This is a genomic window from Streptomyces sp. NPDC088746 (assembly GCF_044751065.1).
Classification (GTDB): domain Bacteria; phylum Actinomycetota; class Actinomycetes; order Streptomycetales; family Streptomycetaceae; genus Streptomyces.
Genome location: NZ_JBIVLA010000008.1, coordinates 13,284 through 32,649, shown reverse-complemented (window position 1 = coordinate 32,649; position 19,366 = coordinate 13,284). Strand labels below are relative to the sequence as shown.

The window sequence follows — 19,366 nt, the reverse complement described above, 5'->3', positions numbered from 1 at the left end:
TCGTATCCACGTGTGAGAAGGGCCCCGCCGGCGCCGGCGGGGCCCTTCTCACACGTACGACGTCACGTCACCAGGTGAAGCCCGGGTTGACCTTCATGCAGGCTTCCTCGTCCGCGCCGTTGAGCGGGTTCGCCGAGTCCGGTGTCTTCTCCTCGGCGGCCTTGGCGGGGTACGCCCCGTCCTCGCGCCAGTCGGCGCCCACGGCCAGGACGATGCCCGAGACGCCGGTCGACCTCTTCACCTGGGACACCGGGATCCCGAGCGCCTTGGCGACCGCCTGCGCGTCGCCCTCCAGGTCCGCACTGGGATAGAGGATGCCCGTCGTGGCGGCGGCCTCGACGTTCTGCTGGTCGACGGTCGCCTTGGCGAAGCCGGCCTCCGTGAGCAGCTCCTGGACCGTGGTCGCGCGGCCCTGGACCGGACCGAGGGTCTCCGTGGAGCTCGCGTTGCGCACGCTGACCGCGATCTCGGCGGTGGGGGCGGCCTGGTCCTCGGCCACGGGCGCCTTGCGCTTGGACGCCTTGCCGTCGAGCGGGATGTCCTCACGGATCATCCGGAACACCTGCTCGGCCTCCTCGGGCTTCGGGTACACCCGCCCTCTGAACTGCCCCGTGCCGTAGACGTTCGGCATGGTCGTCATCGTGATGCGGTCGGTCGGGGCCTTCTTGAGCTCCTCGGCCAGGTCGTACAGCTTCTTGACGGTGTCGAGCCCCTTGTCGACCGTGAGCGCGCTGGTGGCCGCCTCGGCGAGGTTCATCAGCTTTCCGGGGTCGGTGAGCTTGGTGCCCTTGCGCAGCTGGCGGACCATCGAGTTCAGGTACTGGTGCTGGGCCTTGGTCCGGCCGAGGTCCGTGTTGTCCTCGAAGCCGTAGCGCGTACGCAGCCACTGGAGGGCCTGCTTGCCCTTGACGGAGGTGGTGCCCTTTTCCAGCTTCAGCCCGGAGCCCTTGCCGTCGCCGGTGTGCGAGTAGATGTTGGCGTCGACGCAGACGGGGACGCCGCCGATCGCGTCGGCCATGGAGACCACACCCGCGAAGTCGATCATCATGAAGTGGTCGATGGTGATGCCGGTGAGCTCGTACCAGGCGGCCACCGTGCAGCCGGGGCCGCCGCGGCCCAGGCTCTCGTTGGTCTGGACGTCGACCGTGCTGGCCGGGTACACCTCGTCGGTGTCGGGGTCGGTGCACTTGGGCATCTTCAGCATGGTGTCGCGGGGCATGCTGATGACCGAGATGTTGCTGCGGTCCGCGGAGAGGTGGAGCAGCATCTGCACATCGGCGAGCGGCGTGCCCCCGAAGGTGTCCTTCGCGCCGCCCAGCTTCTGGTTGGCCTTGGAGTCCCGGGCGTCGGATCCGATGAGCAGGATGTTCAGAGGCGTCTGCCCGGCGGAGTTGGCCTTGTGGTCGGCCATCTCCTTGTCGCCGAGCGTCAGGTCCTCTTTCCTGATGTTGCCGTTGAGATGCTTGTAGTAGACGTAACCGGCGCCGCCGGTGCCGAGTATCAGCAGCGCGAGAACGCACGCCACCCAGCGCAGGACGCGTCGCTTCCCGCCCTTTCCGGCGGTCCGCCGGGCGCGGCGGTTGGGCCTCCCCGGGCCGCCCCCGGCCTGGGGCGGGGCCGTCCGGGCCCGTCGGCCGTGGCCTCTGCGCCCGGCGCCGTCCGGTGCGTCACCGCTGCCTTCGCCGCCCGGCGGCCCGTCGTGCCGGCTGCGTGGCCGTGTCCCCTCCCCGCGCGTGCTGCTACGTCCCACCAGGATCCCCCTGCTCCTCAGAATTCCGCTGTGGCGCGACGACCGGTCGTCACTTCGCGCATTCCGCCTTGTCGGCGCTTGCCCTCTGCATGTCTTCCGGCGCCTTTGCCGGACCGGTGACGGGTACGCCCGCGCCCTTGAAGTCGGCTCCCAGGGTCAGCACCATCGCCTGGTCGACGTCGGCCCCCGCCGCGCCCTGCTTGAGCGCTGTGGCGGGCAGGCCCATGATGTCCGCGAGCGCGCGGGCCTGGTCCGCCTGGCCCGGTGTGTACGCCAGCGTCGTGCTGTCGGCCTTCGCCGGGGCGTTCGCCTTGTTCGTGGAGCCGGTCACGCCCTGCTCGTCCCGCAGCCAGGTGACGGTCGCGGCCGCCGCGCCGGTGATGTCGCCGCCGTTGAGGACGTCGACGCGTATGCCGGAGGGTTCGGCCCTGCTGCCCTCGAGGACGGCCTCCTGCTTGTCCTCGGCCGCCTGCTCCTTCTTCTTCACCTCGGTGAGGGAGGTGTCGGAGCGCATGACGGAGAACAACTGCTCGGCCTTCTGCGGGTCCACGACGACGGTGACCGGCGTCGGCTCGGCCGGGTTGTCCTTCACCGGCATGGTGACGAAGGTGATGTTCTTGGTGTCGATCCTGCCGAGCTCCTGGGCGAGCGAGGTCAGCTTCTTGATCGACCCGATGCCGGAGTCGACCGTGAGCGCCTTGGTCGCCGCGTCGGCGAGCTTGAAGAGTTTGCCCGGGTCGGTCAGCGTGTCGTCGGACTTCATCTGACGGATCATCGAGCCGATGAACTGCTGCTGGGCCTTGATCCGGTCCAGGTCGCTCTGGTTCCCGAAGCTGTGCCGGGTGCGGACGAAGGCCAGCGCGTCCTCGCCCTGGATCGTGGACTCGCCGGCCGGCAGGTCGAGGTGCGAGTCCGGGTCCTTGACCGCCTTGTCCAGGCAGACCTTGACGCCGCCGACGGCCGTGGAGAGGGTCTTGACCGCGTTGAAGTCGACCATCATGAAGTGGTCGACCGACAGGCCGGTCATCTTCTTGACCGTCCGCATCGTGCAGCCGGGGTCGCGCCCCTCCTGGCCGAGGCTCACGTTGAAGCGCACGTTCTGTGAGCCGGGTATCTCCTTCTCCGAACCGTCCGCCTGCTTGGCGGTGCAGTCGGGGATGTCGGTGATCAGGTCCCGGGGGATGCTCATCGCCGTCGCGTTGGTGCGGTCGGCGGAGACGTGGAACAGGATGTTGGTGTCGGCGTGGCCGGTACTGCCCGTGTCGCCGTAGCCCTCGTTGCCCTCGCCGGTCCGCTTGTCCGTCCCGATGATCAGGATGTTGAGCGGGCCGTCGCCGGCGACGCTCTTGCTGCCCGCGTCACCGACGTCGACGGTGTCGAGGTTGCCGTTGAACTTCTGGTAGAGCGCGTAGGCCCCCGCAGACCCGGCGACGATCACGAAGGCCATGACCCCGCCGGTCCACAGCAGCGCCTTCTTCCGCCTCGACGCCCGCGGCTTGCGTCCCCGGCCGGCGGCCGGGGGAGTCCGGTCGCCGCCGTCACCCGCCGGGCGGCGGCTCCGCTGAGCGGGCACCCCGGCGGATTCGCCCCGGCCGGCCGGCCGATTCGCCGTACGGGAAGGGCCGGGCGACTCTGTTCCGGAGTGGTTCAGTCGCAATTCGTAATTGCCGGTCCGCGGGTTGAGCACCCACTGCTCGGCGGGATCTATTTCGTCCGCCCGCCCACGGCTATGCGCGTCCACGGTTTCCTGAATCCTCCGTCGGTGCCACGCGAGGCGCCTCCCCCGGCCGGGCGCTCGGTCGTCCGCTCCGGCCGTGCGCGGCCTGTTGGCCGCGAGCACCGGATCGCGTCACACTATCCGGCGGAATCGGCCACAGGGGGCGTGCGTGACACATTCCACGCTCTTTACAACCGGGCATTCTGCCTATTCCGCTCTGTTTTGCCGTCCATGTCTGTTGATGTTTTGGGCATTGTTTTACGGGCCGCACGGGTCATCTGCGGCATTCGACCCCGAATAGGTAGGCGCCGGGGTCGGGCTCGCGTCCGAATCGCCTGGCTTTTGGCCGGACGGGTCCTTCCCGGAGCTGTGATCTGCCTGTGAATCCCCGGATTTGATTTCCTCGGCGGGGACCACGGTGACGGCCTCGTCCTTGCGCAGCTGTGCGAACAGCCGGTCCGCGTCCGGCTGCACGAGCTCGTCGCGGTTCGGGTCGGCGTGGTACTCCTTCCGGGGCACGGTCAGGAACTGCACCTTCTCCGTGGGGACGTTCCGCATGCCGCGCACCAGGTCGTACAGGTCCCTCAGGGAGTCGAGCCCCTCGTCGGTGGTGAGCGACTTGGTCGCCGCGTCCAGCACCGGGTAGAGCCGCGTCGGGTTCAGCAGCACGCCGTCGCTCTGCATCTTGTTGACGAGCGCCCCCAGGAACTTCTGCTGACGGTCCATGCGCTCGGTGTCGCTGCCGTCGCCGATCGACTTACGGGCCCGTACGTATCCCAGGGCCTCCTCGCCGTCGAGCTTCTGGCGGCCCGCGGGGAGCTTGAGACGGGCGTCCGCGTCGTCGACCGGCTCCTTGAGGCAGACCTCCACACCGTCCACGGCGTCGACCATGTCCTTGAAGCCGTTGAAGTCGATGACCATGTGGTGGTCGACGCGGACGCCCGTCATCTTCTCGACCGTACGGATCGTGCAGGCCGTGCCGCCGAGCTCGAAGGCCCAGTTGAACTGGGCGAACTGCTCCTTCGTGGCCTTGCCGTCGTCCTTGTGGCAGCTGGGGATCTCGGCCATGAGGTCGCGCGGGATCGACACCGCCGTCGCGCTCTCACGGTCGGCCGCGAGGTGCAGCAGGATCGTGGTGTCCGAGCGCTGGCTGCCGCCGTCGTCACGGCCGTACCGGCTGTTGTCGCCGGAGCGGGTGTCCGAGCCGATGAGCAGGATGTTCCGGGCGCCCCTCGCGATCGGCCGCGGGCGCTCCTTCTCGTACGCCTTGAGCTCGGCGGCCGCGCTCGTGTCGGTGCTGATGTTGCCGTCGAGCTTCTTGTAGAGCCACCAGCCGGCCCCGGCGGCGACCAGCACGAGGAAGGACGCGGCGAGAGCGGTCCAGCGGAGCCAGGGCCGCCGGCCGGTCCCGGGGCCGGGCCGGGGACGCTCGGTCCAGGTGCCGGCCGCGGACCCGCCGTCGCTCCCGTCCGCGGGCCCGCCCCCGGCCGAGTCGTCCGGGCGGTCCGGTTCGGCGGGGGTGCCGGGGCTGTCGCTCACGTCTGCGTCCATCCTTCACGTTCGGCGGCGCGAGGGGCCGCCGGTCGCAGAAGTAGACGGCTGAACCTCACGCTTGGTTGTGCATGCGGGCGGCGTTCCCGGTGGTGCTTCGTACCGCCCGATCATGTACCGCCGCCGGTGCGCATTCCCGGGGGCTCGGCCCGCTGTGGGCCGGACGAGTGGCCTCAGGGGCGCTTGTCATACCGCGGTGCCGGTGATCCGCTCGCTTTCGACGCGCTTGGCCAGCCCGTCCTCGTCCAGCCGGTCCAGATGGCGGCACAGGACGACGGAGCCCCCCGCGGCCAGCGGTGCGAAGAGCCCGGCGGAGAGTCCTTCCCAGGTGTCGTACGTACGGCCTGTCAGGATCCTGGACCCCGGGCCGAGTCCCAGCTCCGCAGCGTCCTCACGGGCCCGCGCGACGAGCTGGTCCGCCGTCAGGCCCACCCCGCCAACGGTCAGTGCGGGGGCCGCCGGGTCCACGGGGGCGAACGGGGCGAAGCGGTCGCCCTGGCCGGGTACCTCCACCGCGTAGTCCGCGAACCCCTCGGGAGGCTGCGGGAACCGGCCGCCGAGCGGGCGCAGGGCCAGCGCGACGCGCTCACCCCGGCACGCGCGGGCGCGTTCGAGCGTGTCGGGTCCGCTGACGACCAGATCGGCGGACGCCGGATCGCCCTGGACCTCGGCGACGACGCCCACGGACGAGCAGGCGAGCAGCCAGACGGCCGACTGCCAGTGGGCGGGGAGCAGCAGGGCGAGCCGGTCGCCCGGCTCGGCGGCCAGATCTCCCTGGAGCAGATTGGCGGTCTTGGCCACCCAATTGGCGAAGGTGGCCACCGACAGTTCGACGCGCTCTCCGGTTGCGTCGTCGTAGAAGGTGACGAGGGGACGGCCGGGGTCCGCGGCGAGCGCGGATCGCAGCAGGTCGGCGGGGGTGCGATCACTGGCGTTCATCCGCGCAAGGGTACGCGGCGGGTGCCGGCCCGACGGGGCGTCACGAGTGCCTCGTACACCGGTTCGGCAGACGGGGCGTCAACTGCAGGCGGGTTTACTCCAGTAGCCGGGAATGCCGGACTCTGTCAAGGATTTCCTGTATGCGTGCACTTCTTGCAACCTCGATCGGCGTCACCTGCGCGACGGCACTCACCCTCCCGCTCGCCGCGCCCGCTCCCGCCGCCCCCGCTCAGGCCCCGGTCGCGCAGGCGCCCGCGGCAGCCCCCGCCGAACCCGCGGGATCGACCCAGTCGATGCCCCTGCGCCCGCTCCCCGACGCGGTCCCGAGGGCCACCGGTACACCCACCGAATCCATGCACCCGGCGGCCGTACAAGGGCTGCTGCGGCGCGACTCGCACCGCTTCTCCCTCGTCGGCGTCGTCTGGGACGACGCCGACGCCGAACTGCACGGCACCGTCCAGGTCCGCACCCGCGCGACCGGCACCACCAAGTGGTCCGGCTGGCAGTCCCTGGAGACCCACAACACCGACCACGCCGCGGACTCCGGCAGCCCCGAACGCGAATCGGGAACGGTCCGCGGCTCCACCGCCCCGCTCTGGGTCGGTGACTCGGACGGCGTCGAGGTACGCGTGCGTTCCGAGAACGCCGGACCGCGGAGCGGCGCCGCCGACGCCGCGCCCCTCCCCGCCGGCCTCCAGGTGGAACTCGTCGACCCGGGCGACGACCCGGAGCAGCCGCGAGCCGAGGCCACCCCGGCCACCGCCACCCCGGCCACCGCCACCCCGGCCACCGGCACCCCGGCCGCCGTCACCCCTTCGGCGGGCACCGCGACGCCCGCCACCGCCGCCCAGCCCGGTGCGCTCCCGGAGGCAGCGGCCCTCACGACCGCCGCGGCCGAGAGCTCCGCGGTCAACGCCGACCTCGCCCCGCTGGGCGCCGCCGAGATCTCCGCCCTGAGCAAGGCCGAGTCGGAGGAGCAGGCGGTCGTCGGAGCGGGCGCCAAGCCGTTCGTGGGACCGCGGCCGCGCATCGTCACCCGCAAGGGCTGGGGCGCCGACGAGAGCCTGCGCGAGCGCACCTTCGCCTACACCTCGACCGTCAAGGCGGCGTTCGTCCACCACAGCGCCACCGGCAACAACTACACCTGCGCCCAGGCACCCTCCGTCCTGCGCAGTATCTACCGCTACCACGTCAAGAGCAGCGGCTGGCGTGACTTCGGCTACAACTTCGCCGTCGACAAGTGCGGAAACATCTACGAAGGACGCGCCGGGGGCGTGTCGAAGGCGGTTCTCGGAGCCCACACCCTCGGTTTCAACACGAACAGCATGGGCATCGCCGTACTCGGGACGTACAGCTCGAAGACCCCGCCCGCCGCGGCGGTCACCGCCATCGCCAAGCTCACCGCCTGGAAGCTCGGCCTGTTCGGCCGCAACCCCAAGGGCAAGGTCACGCTCGTCTCCGGCGGCAGCGGCAAGTACAAGAAGGGCGCGAAGGCCAAACTCAACGTCATCTCCGGGCACCGCGACGGTTTCGCAACCGAATGCCCCGGAATCCGTCTTTACAACAAGCTCGGCACGGCCCGGACCAGTTCGGCGAAGCTGCAGGGCCGCTGACCGGGAGGCTCCGAACGGTCTGCATACACTGGCCAGCCGAAACGAGGCCCGGCCCCAGCAGGAAGCAGAGACGGTGCTGTGACAGAGGCAAGAGAAGCGATCCTCCTGGTCGGTGGCAAGGGCACCCGGCTGCGTCCGCTCACGGTGCACACCCCCAAGCCGATGGTTCCGGCGGCGGGGGTGCCGTTCCTCACGCACCAGCTGGCGCGTGCCAGGGCGGCCGGGGTGGAGCACATCGTGCTCGCCACGTCCTACCTGGCGGAGGTATTCGAACCGTATTTCGGTGACGGTTCGTCGCTCGGCCTCTCCATCGAGTACGTCACCGAGGAGGAACCCCTCGGTACCGGCGGAGCCATCCGGAACGTGGCGTCGCGCCTGGCCTCGGGCCCGGACGAACCCGTCATCGTGTTCAACGGGGACATCCTCACCGGCCTCGACATCCGGGCCCTGGTCTCGGCGCACGACACCTCCGGGGCGGACGTCTCCCTGCACCTCACCAGGGTGGAGGACCCGCGGGCCTTCGGTCTCGTGCCGACGGACGCCACGGGCCGGGTGACGGCCTTCCTGGAGAAGCCGCAGACACCCGAGGAGATAGTCACCGACCAGATCAACGCGGGGGCGTACATCTTCCGCCGGTCGGTCATCGACACGATCCCGGCGGGCCGGCCGGTCTCCGTGGAGCGTGAGACCTTCCCCGGCCTGCTGGCCGCCGGGGCCCATCTCCAGGGCATGGTGGACTCCACGTACTGGCTGGACCTGGGCACCCCGCAGGCGTTCGTACGCGGCTCCGCCGACCTGGTCCTCGGCCGCGCCCCGTCCCCGGCCGTGCCCGGCCGCTGCGGCGACCGGCTCGTCCTGCCCACCGCCTCCGTGGCCGCCGACGCCAAGCTGACCGGCGGTACGGTCATCGGCGAGGGCGCGCTGATCGGCGAGGGCGCGAGGATCTCGGGCTCCACCGTGCTGGACGGCGCGGTCGTCGAACCGGGCGCGGTCGTCACCGACTCGCTGGTCGGGGCCGGGGCCCGGATCGGCAGCCGCTCGGTGCTCACGGGCGCGGTGATCGGCGACGGCGCCCGGGTCGGCGCCGACAACGAACTGCGGGACGGGATCCGGGTCTGGTGCGGCGCGGTCCTCCCGGACGCCTCGGTCCGCTTCTCGTCCGACCAGTGACCCGTCCCACCGGCCGGTGACCCGTCCCACCGATCAGTGACCCGTCCCACCGGCCGGTGAGGCGTCTCACCGGCCCGTCGGGGGTCTCCTCCGGTCTACCCTCGACAAGAACCCCCGACGACCGAGGACCTCACCCGTGGCAGGACGCTTCGTACCCCGCACCACCGCCGTGCCCCGTCAGGAGCCGGGGTTCGATGCGGGCTCCGCGTCCGCCCCGCCACGGACCCGGACCTGGGCACCGCCGGACCCGCTCGACCTGCGGCTGGTCCTGAGCCCCCTGCGGCGGGGCCCGGCGGACCCCGCCTACCGCGCCCTGCCCGACGGGTCCTTCTGGAGGGCGACCCGCACCCCGGCCGGCCCCGGCACCCTGCGTGTCTCCGCTTCCCACGACGGCCGCGTCGCGGCGACGGCCTGGGGGCCGGGCGCCCAGTGGCTCCTGGACGGACTCCCCGCACTGCTCGGCGCGGGTGACACCCCGGACGCCTTCCGCCCCCGCCACAAGCTGATCGCCCTGACCCAGCGCCGCCGGCCGGGCCTGCGCCTGCTGCGCACCGGGCTGGTCATGGAGTCCCTGATCCCGTCGATCCTGGAACAGAAGGTCACCACCGACGAGGCCTACCGCGCCTGGCGGCTGCTGCTCCGCACCTACGGCACCCCCGCCCCCGGCCCCGCCGACGCGGCGTTCGCCACGTACGGCCTGTACGTCATGCCGGACGCCAGGACCTGGTCGCTGATCCCGTCCTGGGAGTGGCACCGCGCGGGCGTGGACGCCAAGCGCTCCGCCACGATCCTGCGCGCGGTCCGGGTGGCCCGGCGCATGGAGGAGGCGGCCGCCATGGAGCTCCCCGAGGCGTCGGCCCGGCTGCAGCTGATCCCGGGCATCGGCCCCTGGACGGCGGCGGAGACCCTGCAGCGTTCGAACGGCGCGGCGGACGCGGTGACGGTCGGCGATCTCCACCTGCCGGGCATCGTGGGTCACGCGCTCGCGGGCAACAGGAACGCCGACGACGAGGAGATGCTGGAGCTCCTCGCCCCGTACGAGGGCCAGCGCCACCGCGCGACGCGCCTGATCATGCTCTCGGGGCACACCCCGGCGCGCCGGGCCCCTCGGATGACGCCCCGGGACATCGCCCGACTCTGACCGGCGGTCCCGGGGCCCGCTTCAGCGCACCGCGATGAACGCGCCCGCGTCCCGGGCCGTCCGCGCCGGCGGTGTCCCCTTCGGGTGCCCCACGGCCACCGCGCCCAGCGGGTCCCAGGAGTCCGGCAGGTCCAGCACCTCGCGCACCACGGGCCGGCAGAACATCGTGGAGGACACCCACGCCGAGCCGAGCCGCTCACCCGCGAGCGCCACCAGGAAGTTCTGCACGCCCGCGCCGGCGGCGACCACGAACATCTCGCGCTCCGCGGTGTCCCGGCGTTCGTCCCCGTAGGTGTGCGAGCCGTCCATCACGAGGCACGGGACGGCCAGGTACGGCGCGTTGCGCAGGACGTCGCCCCGCCGCACCCGCTTGGCGACCGACTCCTCGCTCCGGCCGTCGCGGCGGAGGTCCGCGATCCACGCGTCCCGCATCGCGTCCAGCAGCCGGTGACGCGACCGCTCCGACTCCAGCAGGACGAAGCGCCACGGGGTCGTGTGGTGGGGCGCCGGAGCCGTCACGGCCGCCTCCACGGCGCGTCGTACGGCGCCGGGGTCCACCGGCTCGTCCGTGAACTCCCGGACCGTCCGCCGGAGATTCAGGGCTTCCCGCACCGCCTCGGACGTGCCCAGCCGGAACATGTCGTCGGCCGCGACCCGCACCATCGCCCGGGCGCCCGGGTCCTCGTCCGCGGACGCGTCCGCCACCACGTGGGGGAGCCCGCGCACCACCGCGACCGGCAGCCCGGACGCCTTGCCCTTCACCAGGTCACCGGCGGAGGCCAGCTCGTCGGCCGTGGCCACGACGGTGGCGCTCAGTGGATTGCCGTGTCCGTCGGTGCCGCCCCGGAGGTCGTCCAGGACCCTGACCCCCGCGGCTCCGATCGCCACGTCCGTCAGACCGTTCCGCCAGGGTCGGCCGAAGGTGTCCGTGACGACGACCCCGACCTCGACCCCGAGCGCGTCCCGCAGGCCGTCCCGGATCAGCCGGGCCGAGGCGTCCGGGTCCTCGGGCAGCAGAAGGACCGTCCCGGCCGGGGTGTTCGAGGCGTCGACCCCGGCCGCGGCCATGACGAGCCCCTGCCGGTTCTCCACGATCCTGAGCGTCCCGCGCCGGGCGACCACCCGGACGGTCTCGGCGTCGATCGCCGCCTCCCGGTCCGTGGCCTCGACGATCCGGCCCTCCGCCTTGGAGACGATCTTCGAGGTGACCAGCAGGACATCGCCGTCGACCAGGCCGGGCTCCGTGGCGGCGATCAGCTTCGCGAGGTCGTCGCCCTCCCGCACCTCGGGCATCCCGGGCAGGGCCCACACCCGGTACGAGGGCGCCGCGTCGGCCGGACCGCCGCTCATGCCCGTACCTCCTCGGCCAGCGCCAGGGCCTGGCGGGCCATCTCGGCGGTGGCGGCGGTGTCCGTCATCATCAGCGGGACCGCGCGGCAGCGGATCCCCGCCGCCTCGACCTCGTCGACCACTCCGGCGTCGACGGTGTCGACGAGCCAGCCGTCGAGCAGACCCGAACCGTAGTGCTGGGCGACGGCCGAGGCGGTGGACTCGACGCCCACAGCGGCCAGCACCTTGTCGGCCATGCCCCGCACGGGTGCGTCGCCGACGATGGGGGAGAGCCCGACGACGGGGACCCCGGCCTCGGCGATCGCCTCCCGGATGCCGGGTACGGCGAGGATGGTCCCCACCGACACGACGGGGTTCGACGGCGGGAAGACGATGACGTCCGACTCGGCGATGGCCTCCAGGACGCCCGGAGCGGGCTTGGCCTGCTCCGCGCCCACCGGCACGACGGCCTGCGCCGGCACGGAGGCGCGCAGCTTCACCCAGTACTCCTGGAAGTGGACGGCCTTGCTCTCGCCGTCGACGTCCACGGCCACATGCGTCTCGATGCGGTCGTCGGACATCGGGATCAGCCGGACCCCCGGCTTCCAGCGCGCGCAGAGGGCCTCGGTGACGGCGCTCAGGGGGTAGCCCGCGCCGAGCATCTGCGTACGGACGATGTGGGTCGCGAAGTCACGGTCGCCGAGGCCGAACCACTCGGGCCCCACGCCGTACGCCGCGAGCTCGTCCTTGACCCGGAAGCTCTCGTCGGTACGCCCCCAGCCCTGCTCCTCGTTGATGCCACCGCCGAGGGTGTACATCACGGTGTCGAGGTCGGGGCAGACCTTCAGCCCGAACAGATGGATGTCGTCGCCGGTGTTGCCGATCACCGTGATGTCCGCGTCGGGCGCGGCCTGTTTGAGGCCACGCAGGAAACGAGCACCACCGATACCGCCGGCCAGAACCACAATGCGCATGCACAACAGTCTGTCAGGCGGAGCCTGATCCTTGTCGGGGTGGTGGTGGGCGACGGGTGGGGCTGTCAGGCGAAGCCTGATCGTTGTCGGGGTGGTGGTGGGAGCCTCAGGCCGGTACGGCGTCCTCGGCGGCAGGAGCGCACTGTGTCGCGTGCATGGGCATGTCCGTCAGGCCCGGGAAGTAGATGTGCAGGCTGACGGCGGGCTCCAGGGAGTCGTTGACGACCTCGTGGACGTATCCCGGGGCGAAGACGCGCTGTGCGCCCGCGTCCAGGGCCTGCGCGCCGCGCGCCGTGTGCTCCGTCAACTCGCCCTCCAGGACGGTGAGTACACCGGAGGAGAGGCCGTGGTCGTGGCGGCCGCTGCCCTGGCCGGGCACCCAGCTCAGCAGCCAGATCTCGTAACCGGGCCCGGTTTGCAGCCGGTGGTACCAGCGGGTCGTGGTGTCGTACCGGACGAGCGGAGCCCACCGCGCGCGGTCCGCGGCGATGGAGCGGGCGAGTCCTGCGAACCCGGCCACGGTGGAGGGATGGGGGCTGGCCGGCTGGAGAAGGTGCTGGACCTCAAGGATGTCGCCGGCGATCGAAAGGTCGCTGTCGCTGTTCATGGGTGCGGTGGTTCCTCGGCATGTGGATGCGCGTGCGGGGGGTCGCGGAGAGCGGAATGCGATGAAACGAAGCTGGATCAGAGCTGGAGCGCTACGGGCTTCAACAGCTGTGACAGCTGGAACAGCAACAGCGGGCCTGGACAGCCGTACGGAACCCACGGGTGTGGGTCGTGTACGTCACTGCGGTCGCTGGCATGAAGTCAAGGAGACCGGGTGGGTCTGCCCTCTGTCAACCCAATGCCCGATTTGGCGGCAATGTTTCACCCCATCCGGTTGCGGTCGATGGCGAAAGGTTTTGGCACCCCTCGCAGGGGCAAGGTGGCGCATCAACTGTGTCCTCAAACGCGGCTGACGGGCCGTGACCCTACTGTGATCTTGGTCGCTCCGGTGATCAAATCGAAACATCGGGGCCGCCTCGCTCGTCTCACCGAGTGAGAAGTGGGACCGGGTGGAGCCGATGGCATATGTCAGGTTTTTGGTGATTTGAACACTTACCGCATAGGCTTGGTTCCGCAGAGTGAATACCGAGGCCAATAGCAGATCTTCGCTTGACTGGCCCGAAGCTACACACTTGTAATTTCACTCGTGTCGTTCGGCCGCATCGATAACGGCCGCATCACGGGGACGCAAGAGACAGACGAGGGGCGCACATGACCGAGCTGTTCCAGCAACTGCTGGTCGAGGACGCGGACGAAGAGCTCGGCTGGCAGGAGCGCGCGCTGTGCGCCCAGACCGACCCCGAGTCCTTCTTTCCTGAGAAGGGCGGCTCCACGCGCGAGGCCAAGAAGGTCTGTCTCGCCTGCGAAGTCCGTTCCGAATGCCTTGAGTACGCCCTCAACAACGACGAGCGGTTCGGGATCTGGGGCGGTCTCTCCGAGCGGGAGCGGCGACGCCTGAAGAAGGCGGCCATCTGACGCCGAGCACCGGGACACCGGGTCGGCGATGGCCTGGGGGCCGCACCCTGCGCACGGGGTGCGGCCCCCAGGCCATCGGCATGTCCGGCCATCTCCGGCATCTCCGGGCGTCTCCGGTTTCCGCCGGTCAACCGCTCGGCGCGGGCCGGACATCCGTACCGTTAGTGTGGGGCCCCGTCCGAGAGACGCGCCAACGCCCCGCCGGGGCGCGCGTGTACACCGATGCAGCCCCCGGGGGGAACCCCCTCCGGACCCGGCCGGAGGGCCCGTACCCCGATGTCCGTGCACAGCCACTCGGCGGCGCCGAACGCGGCCGCCGCCGCCCCTGAGTTCCCCCGGCACGTCGTCACCGCCGTGCTCGTCTCGCACGACGGCGCACGATGGCTGCCCCATGTGCTCGGCGGACTGCTCGGGCAGGAGCGCCCCGTACAGAACGTCGTCGCCGCCGACACAGGCAGCGCCGACGACTCCGCCCGTCTGGTGACCGAGGCGCTGGGCGGCGAGCGCGTCCTCCACCTGGCCCGGCGTACGAGCTTCGGCACGGCCGTCGACGAGGCGACCCGCACGGCCGGCGTCCTCACCCCCGACGACCTCCCGTATCTGAAGCGCCCCAGCAGCTGGGACCCCGTCACGCGCAGCTGGCGCGACGACGCGTACGACCTGCCGGAGCTTCCGCACGGCGAACCCGTCCAGTGGCTCTGGCTGCTGCACGACGACAGCGCCCCCGAGCCGGACGCGCTCGCCGAGATGCTCCGCGTGGTCGACAACGACCAGCACGCCGCGATCGTCGGTCCCAAGCTGCGGGGCTGGTACGACCGCAAGCAGCTCCTCGAGGTCGGCGTCTCCATCGCCAACAGCGGACGCCGCTGGACCGGACTGGACCGCCGCGAACAGGACCAGGGCCAGCACGACCAGGTCCGTACGGTGCTCTCCGTCTCCTCCGCCGGCATGCTGGTGCGCCGCGACGTCTGGGAGGAGCTGGGCGGCTTCGACCGCAGGCTCCCGCTGATGCGTGACGACGTCGACCTCTGCTGGCGCGCGCACATGGCCGGCCACCGGGTGCTCGTCGCCCCCGACGCCGTCCTGCGACATGCCGAGGCCTCCGCCAGGGAACGCCGGCCCATCGACTGTGCCGGGCGCTCCGTCTCCAGCCCGCACCGCGTCGACAAGGCCGGCGCCGTTTACACGATGCTCGTCAACGCCCGCGGCAAACAGCTGCCGTGGGCCCTGGTCCGCCTCGTCGTCGGCACCCTGCTGCGCACCCTCGCCTACCTCGTCGGCAAGGTGCCCGGGCAGGCGCTCGACGAGGTCGCCGGACTCTTCGGCACCCTGCTGCGCCCCGGGCGGATCCTCGCCGCGCGCCGCGCGCGCAAGGGAGGGGCGGTGGACGCGGCCGAGCTGCGGTCGCTCTTCCCGCCGCCCGGCGCCACGGTCCGGGCCACCGTCGAGCAGGTCGCCGGCAACTTCGGCAACCGCACCGACTCCGACTCCGGCGGCTCACGGCACGGAGCGGTGGAGTCCGGGCCCGGCGGTGACGACGCCGACTTCCTGGAGATCGAACAGTTCGCACGGCTCAAGAAGGTCGGCCGCAAGCCCGGCCCCGTGCTCTTCGCGCTCCTCCTCCTCGTCTCGCTGGTGGCCTGCCGGGGTCTGCTCGGCAGCGGGGCACTCGCGGGCGGCGCACTGCTGCCCGCCCCGGCCGACGTCTCCGACCTCTGGGGGCGTTACGCGGACGGCTGGCACCCCGTCGGTACCGGAGGAACGCAGTCCGCGCCCCCCTACCTCGGCGTGATCGCCGCCCTGTCGGCGCTGTTCCTCGGCTCCACGGGCTTCGCGCTGACCCTCCTGCTCGTCTGCTCGGTCCCGCTCGCCGGGCTCACCGCGTACTTCGCCTCCCGGCCGCTGATCGAGTCCCGTCTCCTGCGGGCCTGGGCGAGCGTCGCCTACGCCTTCCTGCCCGCCGCCACCGGAGCGCTGGCCACCGGGCGGCTCGGCACGGCGGTACTGGCCGTCCTGCTTCCGCTCATCGCCCGAGCGGCCGTCGCCGCGCACGGGCTGCGGGGCGACGGTTCCACCGCGCGCGGCAGCTGGCGCGCCACCTGGGCGTACACCCTGCTGCTCACCTTCACCACGGCCTTCACGCCGATCGTCTGGCCGCTCGCGGTGGTGCTCGGCATCGGGGTGCTCGTGCTGCGCCGGGGCGACATCGCGGCGTACGGACTGCGCTTCCTGGCCACGGTCGGGACCCCGCTCCTGGTCCTCGCGCCCTGGTCGCTCTCCCTGCTGACGAGCCCGTCGAGCTTGCTGCGGGAGGCCGGGCTCGACATCGGTACGGGCACGGCGTCCGCCCTGGACCTGCTCGGCATCAGCCCCGGTGGCCCCAAGGCCGCCGGCGGCGTCCTGCTGCTCGGCATCGTGCTGGCGGCGCTGGCCGCCCTGATGCGCGGGGAGCGGCAGTTCGCGATCCGCACCGCGTGGGTCGTCGTGCTCGTCTCCCTGGTCTTCGCGGCGATCTCCAACGGCTCCACCTGGGCGGGGCCCGCCACGCTCGTCTACGGCATCGCACTGCTCACCGCCGCACTGCTCGGCGCGGACGGTGCCCGGGTCCGGGTCGCCGCGCTGAGCTTCGGCTGGCGTCAGCCGGTCGCCGCGCTGATCGCCCTGGCCGCCGGGCTCGCCCCGGTCCTGGCCGCGGCCGGCTGGATGATCGGCGGCGCGGCCGGTCCGGTGGAGCGGCGCGACCCCGTGCAGGTGCCCGCCTTCGTCGCGGAGGAGAGCAACACCCGCGACCAGGCGCGCACGCTGGTGCTCGGGGGCACGTCCCCCGCCGCCGTCTCCTACAGCCTGGTCCGCGGCTCGGGCGCCCGTCTGGGCGACGCCGAGCTCACCGAGGCCGGCGGCAGCAACACCCACCTCGACAAGGTCGTCGCCAACCTGGTCGCGGGCTCCGGCGCCGACCAGGGCAGCCAGCTCAGCGGCTTCGCGATCCGCTACGTACTCGTACGGGACGGGGCGCCCCGGCAGATGAGCCGGGTGCTGGACTCGACCCCGGGTCTGAGCAGGCTCAGCCAGCTGGACGGCAGCGCCCTGTGGCGGGTCGACCGTCAGGTCTCCCGGCTCGCGGTCGTCCCCTCCGGCGAGGGCGCCGAGCCCGTACCCGTCGGATCGCAGGCCGTCGAGGCACACAGCGAGATCCCGGAGGGCGGCTCCGGCCGGGTGCTCCGGATCGCCGACGCGGCCGATCCGGGCTGGCAGGCCACGCTGAACGGCAAGGCGCTGACCCCGAAGACCGTGGACGGCTGGGCGCAGGGCTTCGAGCTGCCCGCCGAGGGCGGCACGCTCGACCTCACCTTCGACGAACCCGTCACCCACACCGCCTGGGTCTGGGCGCAGGTGGCGCTCGGCGTCGTCCTGGTGGTGCTGGCCCTGCCGGGCCGCCGCCGGGAGATCGACGACGACCTGCCGGAGGAGACCGAGGCCGTCGCGGCCGAGCCGGTCGCCGGTGAGGGACGCCGGGCCCGCAGGCTGCGCGCGGCGGCCCAGGCGGAAGCCGCGGTGCCGGGAGACGACGCCGCGGGGGTGGTGCACGCGGAGGACGGCACGGCGACCGGGTACGGCGAGGCGGCTCCGGGCGTTCCGGAGCAGGCGCCGGGGGAGTACATCCCGGCGCAGCAGAACGCCGATCCGTACGCGGCGGTTCCCGGCGCCCAGGACGGCACGGACCCGTACGCGTCCGGCCAGGACGGCACGGACCCGTACGCGGCCGGCCAGGACGGCACCGGCACCTACGCGGCGGTCCCGCAGCAGAATTACGGGGAGTGGGAGGCGCAGCAGTACCAGGGCGCCGACTACGGCCAGTACCAGGGCGGCCAGGACGCCGGCCAGTACTACCAGCCCGATCCCTACCAGCAGGACCCGTATCAGCAGCAGGGCGCCTACGACCCGTACGGCTACGCCCAGCAGCAGCCCTACGCCCCGGGGACCGGCGAAGCCGCCCCGTACGACGGGCATGACGGGCACGACGGGCACGACGAGAACGCGGCCCCGGGCCAGGGCCCGTGGCCGAACGGCAACGGCAACGGCAACGCATCGCGAGGCGAGTCCGAGTGAAGTCCACCCCCCTGTCCCTCATCGCGGGCGTCGTCGCCCTCGCCGCCGTCACCGGCTTCGCCGCGCTCACCGTGCCCGGTGACGAGGGCGCCACGGAGGCGAAGGCCGCCGCCCGGCTCCCTGTCGAGCGCTCCAGCCTGCTCTGCCCGGAGCCGAGCACGTCCGACCTGGCGGAGACGACGTACACGTCCTTCACCCCGGCGGGGAAGGGCGGCCAGGAGGCCGGTGCCGCGGAGCTGAAGGCGGCCGAAGCCCTCCCCGCGGACGAGGACGCGGAGAACGAGGACGCGGACAAGGACGACAAGGACAAGAAGGACGACAAGGACGAGGCGGCGGACAGCAAGCCCGTCGTCTCGCTCAAGGACCTCGGCACGCCGTCCACCGCCGAGACCTCCAAGTCCGGGGCTCCCGCGCTCGTCGGCACCGCCACCGGCGCGTTCGCCCCCGGCTGGACCGCGCAGCAGACCACCATGGCCGCCGCGGGCGGTGCCCGCGGTCTGCTCGGCGTGAGCTGCACCGCCCCCGACACGGACTTCTGGTTCCCGGGGGCGAGCACCGGGAAGGCCCGGCAGGACTACGTCCACCTCACCAACCCGGACGACACCGCCGCCGTCGCGGACATCGAGCTGTACGGCGCCGAGGGCCCCCTGAAGTCCGACGTCGGTGAGGGCATCACCGTCCCGGCGAGGTCGAGTGTCCCGATGCTGATCTCGACCCTGACCAGCGAGACCGCGGAGAACGTCACCGTCCATGTCACCACCCGGTCGGGACGTGTCGGCGCGGTCGTGAGCGCCGCCGAGGACGAGGTGGGCAGCGACTGGCTGGCCGCCTCCGCCGACCCGGCGAGCACCCAGGTCCTGCCGGGGATCCCGGCCGACGCCACCTCCGTACGCCTCGTGGCGTTCGCGCCCGGCGAGGACGACGCCGATGTGAAGGTCCAGCTCCTGGGCAAGAACGGCGCGTTCTCACCGGCCGGGAACGACACCCTGCACATCAAGTCGCAGATGACCGCGAGCGTCGACCTCAAGGACGTCACCCGGGGGGAGCCCGGCTCGCTCCGGCTGACCCCCGCCGACGGCAGCGGGACTCCGGTGGTCGCCGCTCTGCGTGTGGTGCGCGGCAAGGGCGCCGAGCAGGAGGTCGCGTTCATTCCGGCCACCGGTCCCGTGGGCGAGCGGGCGAGTGTGGCCGACAACCGGGCGAAGGGCTCGGTGCTCTCCCTGACCGCCCCGGGCGAAACGGCCGAGGTCAAGGTCACCGCGTCGGGGGGCAGCGAGGGCGGCGAGGCGACCGTCAAGACGTACACGGTCAAGGGCGGCACGACACTGGAGGTCGAGCCGGAGGCTCCGGCCGGCCTCAAGGGCGGCTACGCCCTGACGGTGGAGTCCGAGTCGGGCGGACCGGTGCACGCCGCCCGCACGCTCACGATCGAGGAGGGCGGCATCGACATGTTCACCGTGCAGACGCTGCCGGACGACGAGGGCATGGTCGAGGTGCCCGAGGCGGAGCAGGACCTGTCGGTCCTGGACGACTGAGGCCGCGCCGCGGGCG

The 19,366-nt window shown here is 72.1% G+C and carries 13 protein-coding genes; 6 read left to right on the top strand and 7 right to left on the bottom strand.

Features of this window, described 5'->3' with window-relative positions; genetic code table 11:
* Nucleotides 1–67 precede the first annotated feature (67 nt).
* The 4 genes from ACIP63_RS29770 to ACIP63_RS29755 form a co-directional block, all read right to left on the bottom strand.
* Nucleotides 68–1,750 carry an LCP family protein gene (locus ACIP63_RS29770; RefSeq protein WP_401521708.1) on the bottom strand — a complete coding sequence of 561 codons (1,683 nt, stop codon included), beginning with the start codon at nucleotides 1,748–1,750 and terminating at the stop codon, nucleotides 68–70.
* A gap of 49 nt (nucleotides 1,751–1,799) precedes the next feature.
* Entirely contained in the window at nucleotides 1,800–3,491 is a 1,692-nt protein-coding gene (locus ACIP63_RS29765; RefSeq protein WP_401521705.1) for an LCP family protein, read from the bottom strand.
* A 234-nt stretch (nucleotides 3,492–3,725) separates the two neighbouring features.
* Complete coding sequence (locus ACIP63_RS29760; protein ID WP_401521703.1) at nucleotides 3,726–5,018, bottom strand: LCP family protein; 1,293 nt, start codon at nucleotides 5,016–5,018, stop codon at nucleotides 3,726–3,728.
* A gap of 186 nt (nucleotides 5,019–5,204) precedes the next feature.
* Nucleotides 5,205–5,957 (bottom strand): TIGR03089 family protein, encoded by a 753-nt coding sequence (locus ACIP63_RS29755; RefSeq protein ID WP_401521702.1) that lies wholly within the window; start codon nucleotides 5,955–5,957, stop codon nucleotides 5,205–5,207.
* A 140-nt stretch (nucleotides 5,958–6,097) separates the two neighbouring features.
* Here ACIP63_RS29755 and ACIP63_RS29750 point away from each other — a divergent pair, with 140 nt between their 5' ends.
* The 3 genes from ACIP63_RS29750 to ACIP63_RS29740 all read left to right on the top strand — a co-directional run bounded on the left by ACIP63_RS29750 (nucleotide 6,098) and on the right by ACIP63_RS29740 (nucleotide 9,881).
* A complete protein-coding gene (locus ACIP63_RS29750; RefSeq protein ID WP_401521701.1) occupies nucleotides 6,098–7,570 on the top strand; it encodes a peptidoglycan recognition protein in 1,473 nt (490 codons plus the stop codon).
* Nucleotides 7,571–7,648: 78 nt separating this feature from the next.
* Complete coding sequence (locus tag ACIP63_RS29745; protein ID WP_401521700.1) at nucleotides 7,649–8,740, top strand: sugar phosphate nucleotidyltransferase; 1,092 nt, start codon at nucleotides 7,649–7,651, stop codon at nucleotides 8,738–8,740.
* 136 nt (nucleotides 8,741–8,876) lie between these two features.
* Nucleotides 8,877–9,881 carry a DNA-3-methyladenine glycosylase family protein gene (locus tag ACIP63_RS29740; RefSeq protein ID WP_401521697.1) on the top strand — a complete coding sequence of 335 codons (1,005 nt, stop codon included), beginning with the start codon at nucleotides 8,877–8,879 and terminating at the stop codon, nucleotides 9,879–9,881.
* Between the two features lie 21 nt (nucleotides 9,882–9,902).
* Here the strand turns inward: ACIP63_RS29740 and ACIP63_RS29735 are convergent, their stop codons facing one another.
* The 3 genes from ACIP63_RS29735 to ACIP63_RS29725 all read right to left on the bottom strand — a co-directional run bounded on the left by ACIP63_RS29735 (nucleotide 9,903) and on the right by ACIP63_RS29725 (nucleotide 12,791).
* On the bottom strand, nucleotides 9,903–11,231 hold the full coding sequence (locus ACIP63_RS29735; protein ID WP_401521694.1) for a coenzyme F420-0:L-glutamate ligase: 1,329 nt from the start codon (nucleotides 11,229–11,231) through the stop codon (nucleotides 9,903–9,905).
* Nucleotides 11,228–12,184 carry a 2-phospho-L-lactate transferase gene (gene cofD, locus ACIP63_RS29730; RefSeq protein ID WP_401521693.1) on the bottom strand — a complete coding sequence of 319 codons (957 nt, stop codon included), beginning with the start codon at nucleotides 12,182–12,184 and terminating at the stop codon, nucleotides 11,228–11,230. Before cofD ends, ACIP63_RS29735 begins: the two co-directional genes overlap by 4 nt.
* Before the next feature lie 106 nt (nucleotides 12,185–12,290).
* The gene (locus ACIP63_RS29725; protein ID WP_401521690.1) at nucleotides 12,291–12,791 is read right to left on the bottom strand and encodes a cysteine dioxygenase; all 501 of its coding nucleotides are present in this window, start codon (nucleotides 12,789–12,791) and stop codon (nucleotides 12,291–12,293) included.
* A 650-nt stretch (nucleotides 12,792–13,441) separates the two neighbouring features.
* Between ACIP63_RS29725 and ACIP63_RS29720 the strand changes: the two genes are divergently transcribed.
* The 3 genes from ACIP63_RS29720 (at nucleotide 13,442) to ACIP63_RS29710 (ending at nucleotide 19,350) form a co-directional block, all read left to right on the top strand.
* Nucleotides 13,442–13,705 (top strand): WhiB family transcriptional regulator, encoded by a 264-nt coding sequence (locus ACIP63_RS29720; RefSeq protein WP_031093859.1) that lies wholly within the window; start codon nucleotides 13,442–13,444, stop codon nucleotides 13,703–13,705.
* Nucleotides 13,706–13,981: 276 nt separating this feature from the next.
* The gene (locus tag ACIP63_RS29715; protein ID WP_401521688.1) at nucleotides 13,982–17,815 is read left to right on the top strand and encodes a glycosyltransferase; all 3,834 of its coding nucleotides are present in this window, start codon (nucleotides 13,982–13,984) and stop codon (nucleotides 17,813–17,815) included.
* Nucleotides 17,812–19,350: a DUF5719 family protein gene (locus ACIP63_RS29710; RefSeq protein WP_401521685.1), complete on the top strand. Its 1,539-nt coding sequence runs from the start codon at nucleotides 17,812–17,814 to the stop codon at nucleotides 19,348–19,350. The genes ACIP63_RS29715 and ACIP63_RS29710 overlap by 4 nt, the downstream gene beginning before the upstream one ends.
* Nucleotides 19,351–19,366 lie beyond the last annotated feature (16 nt).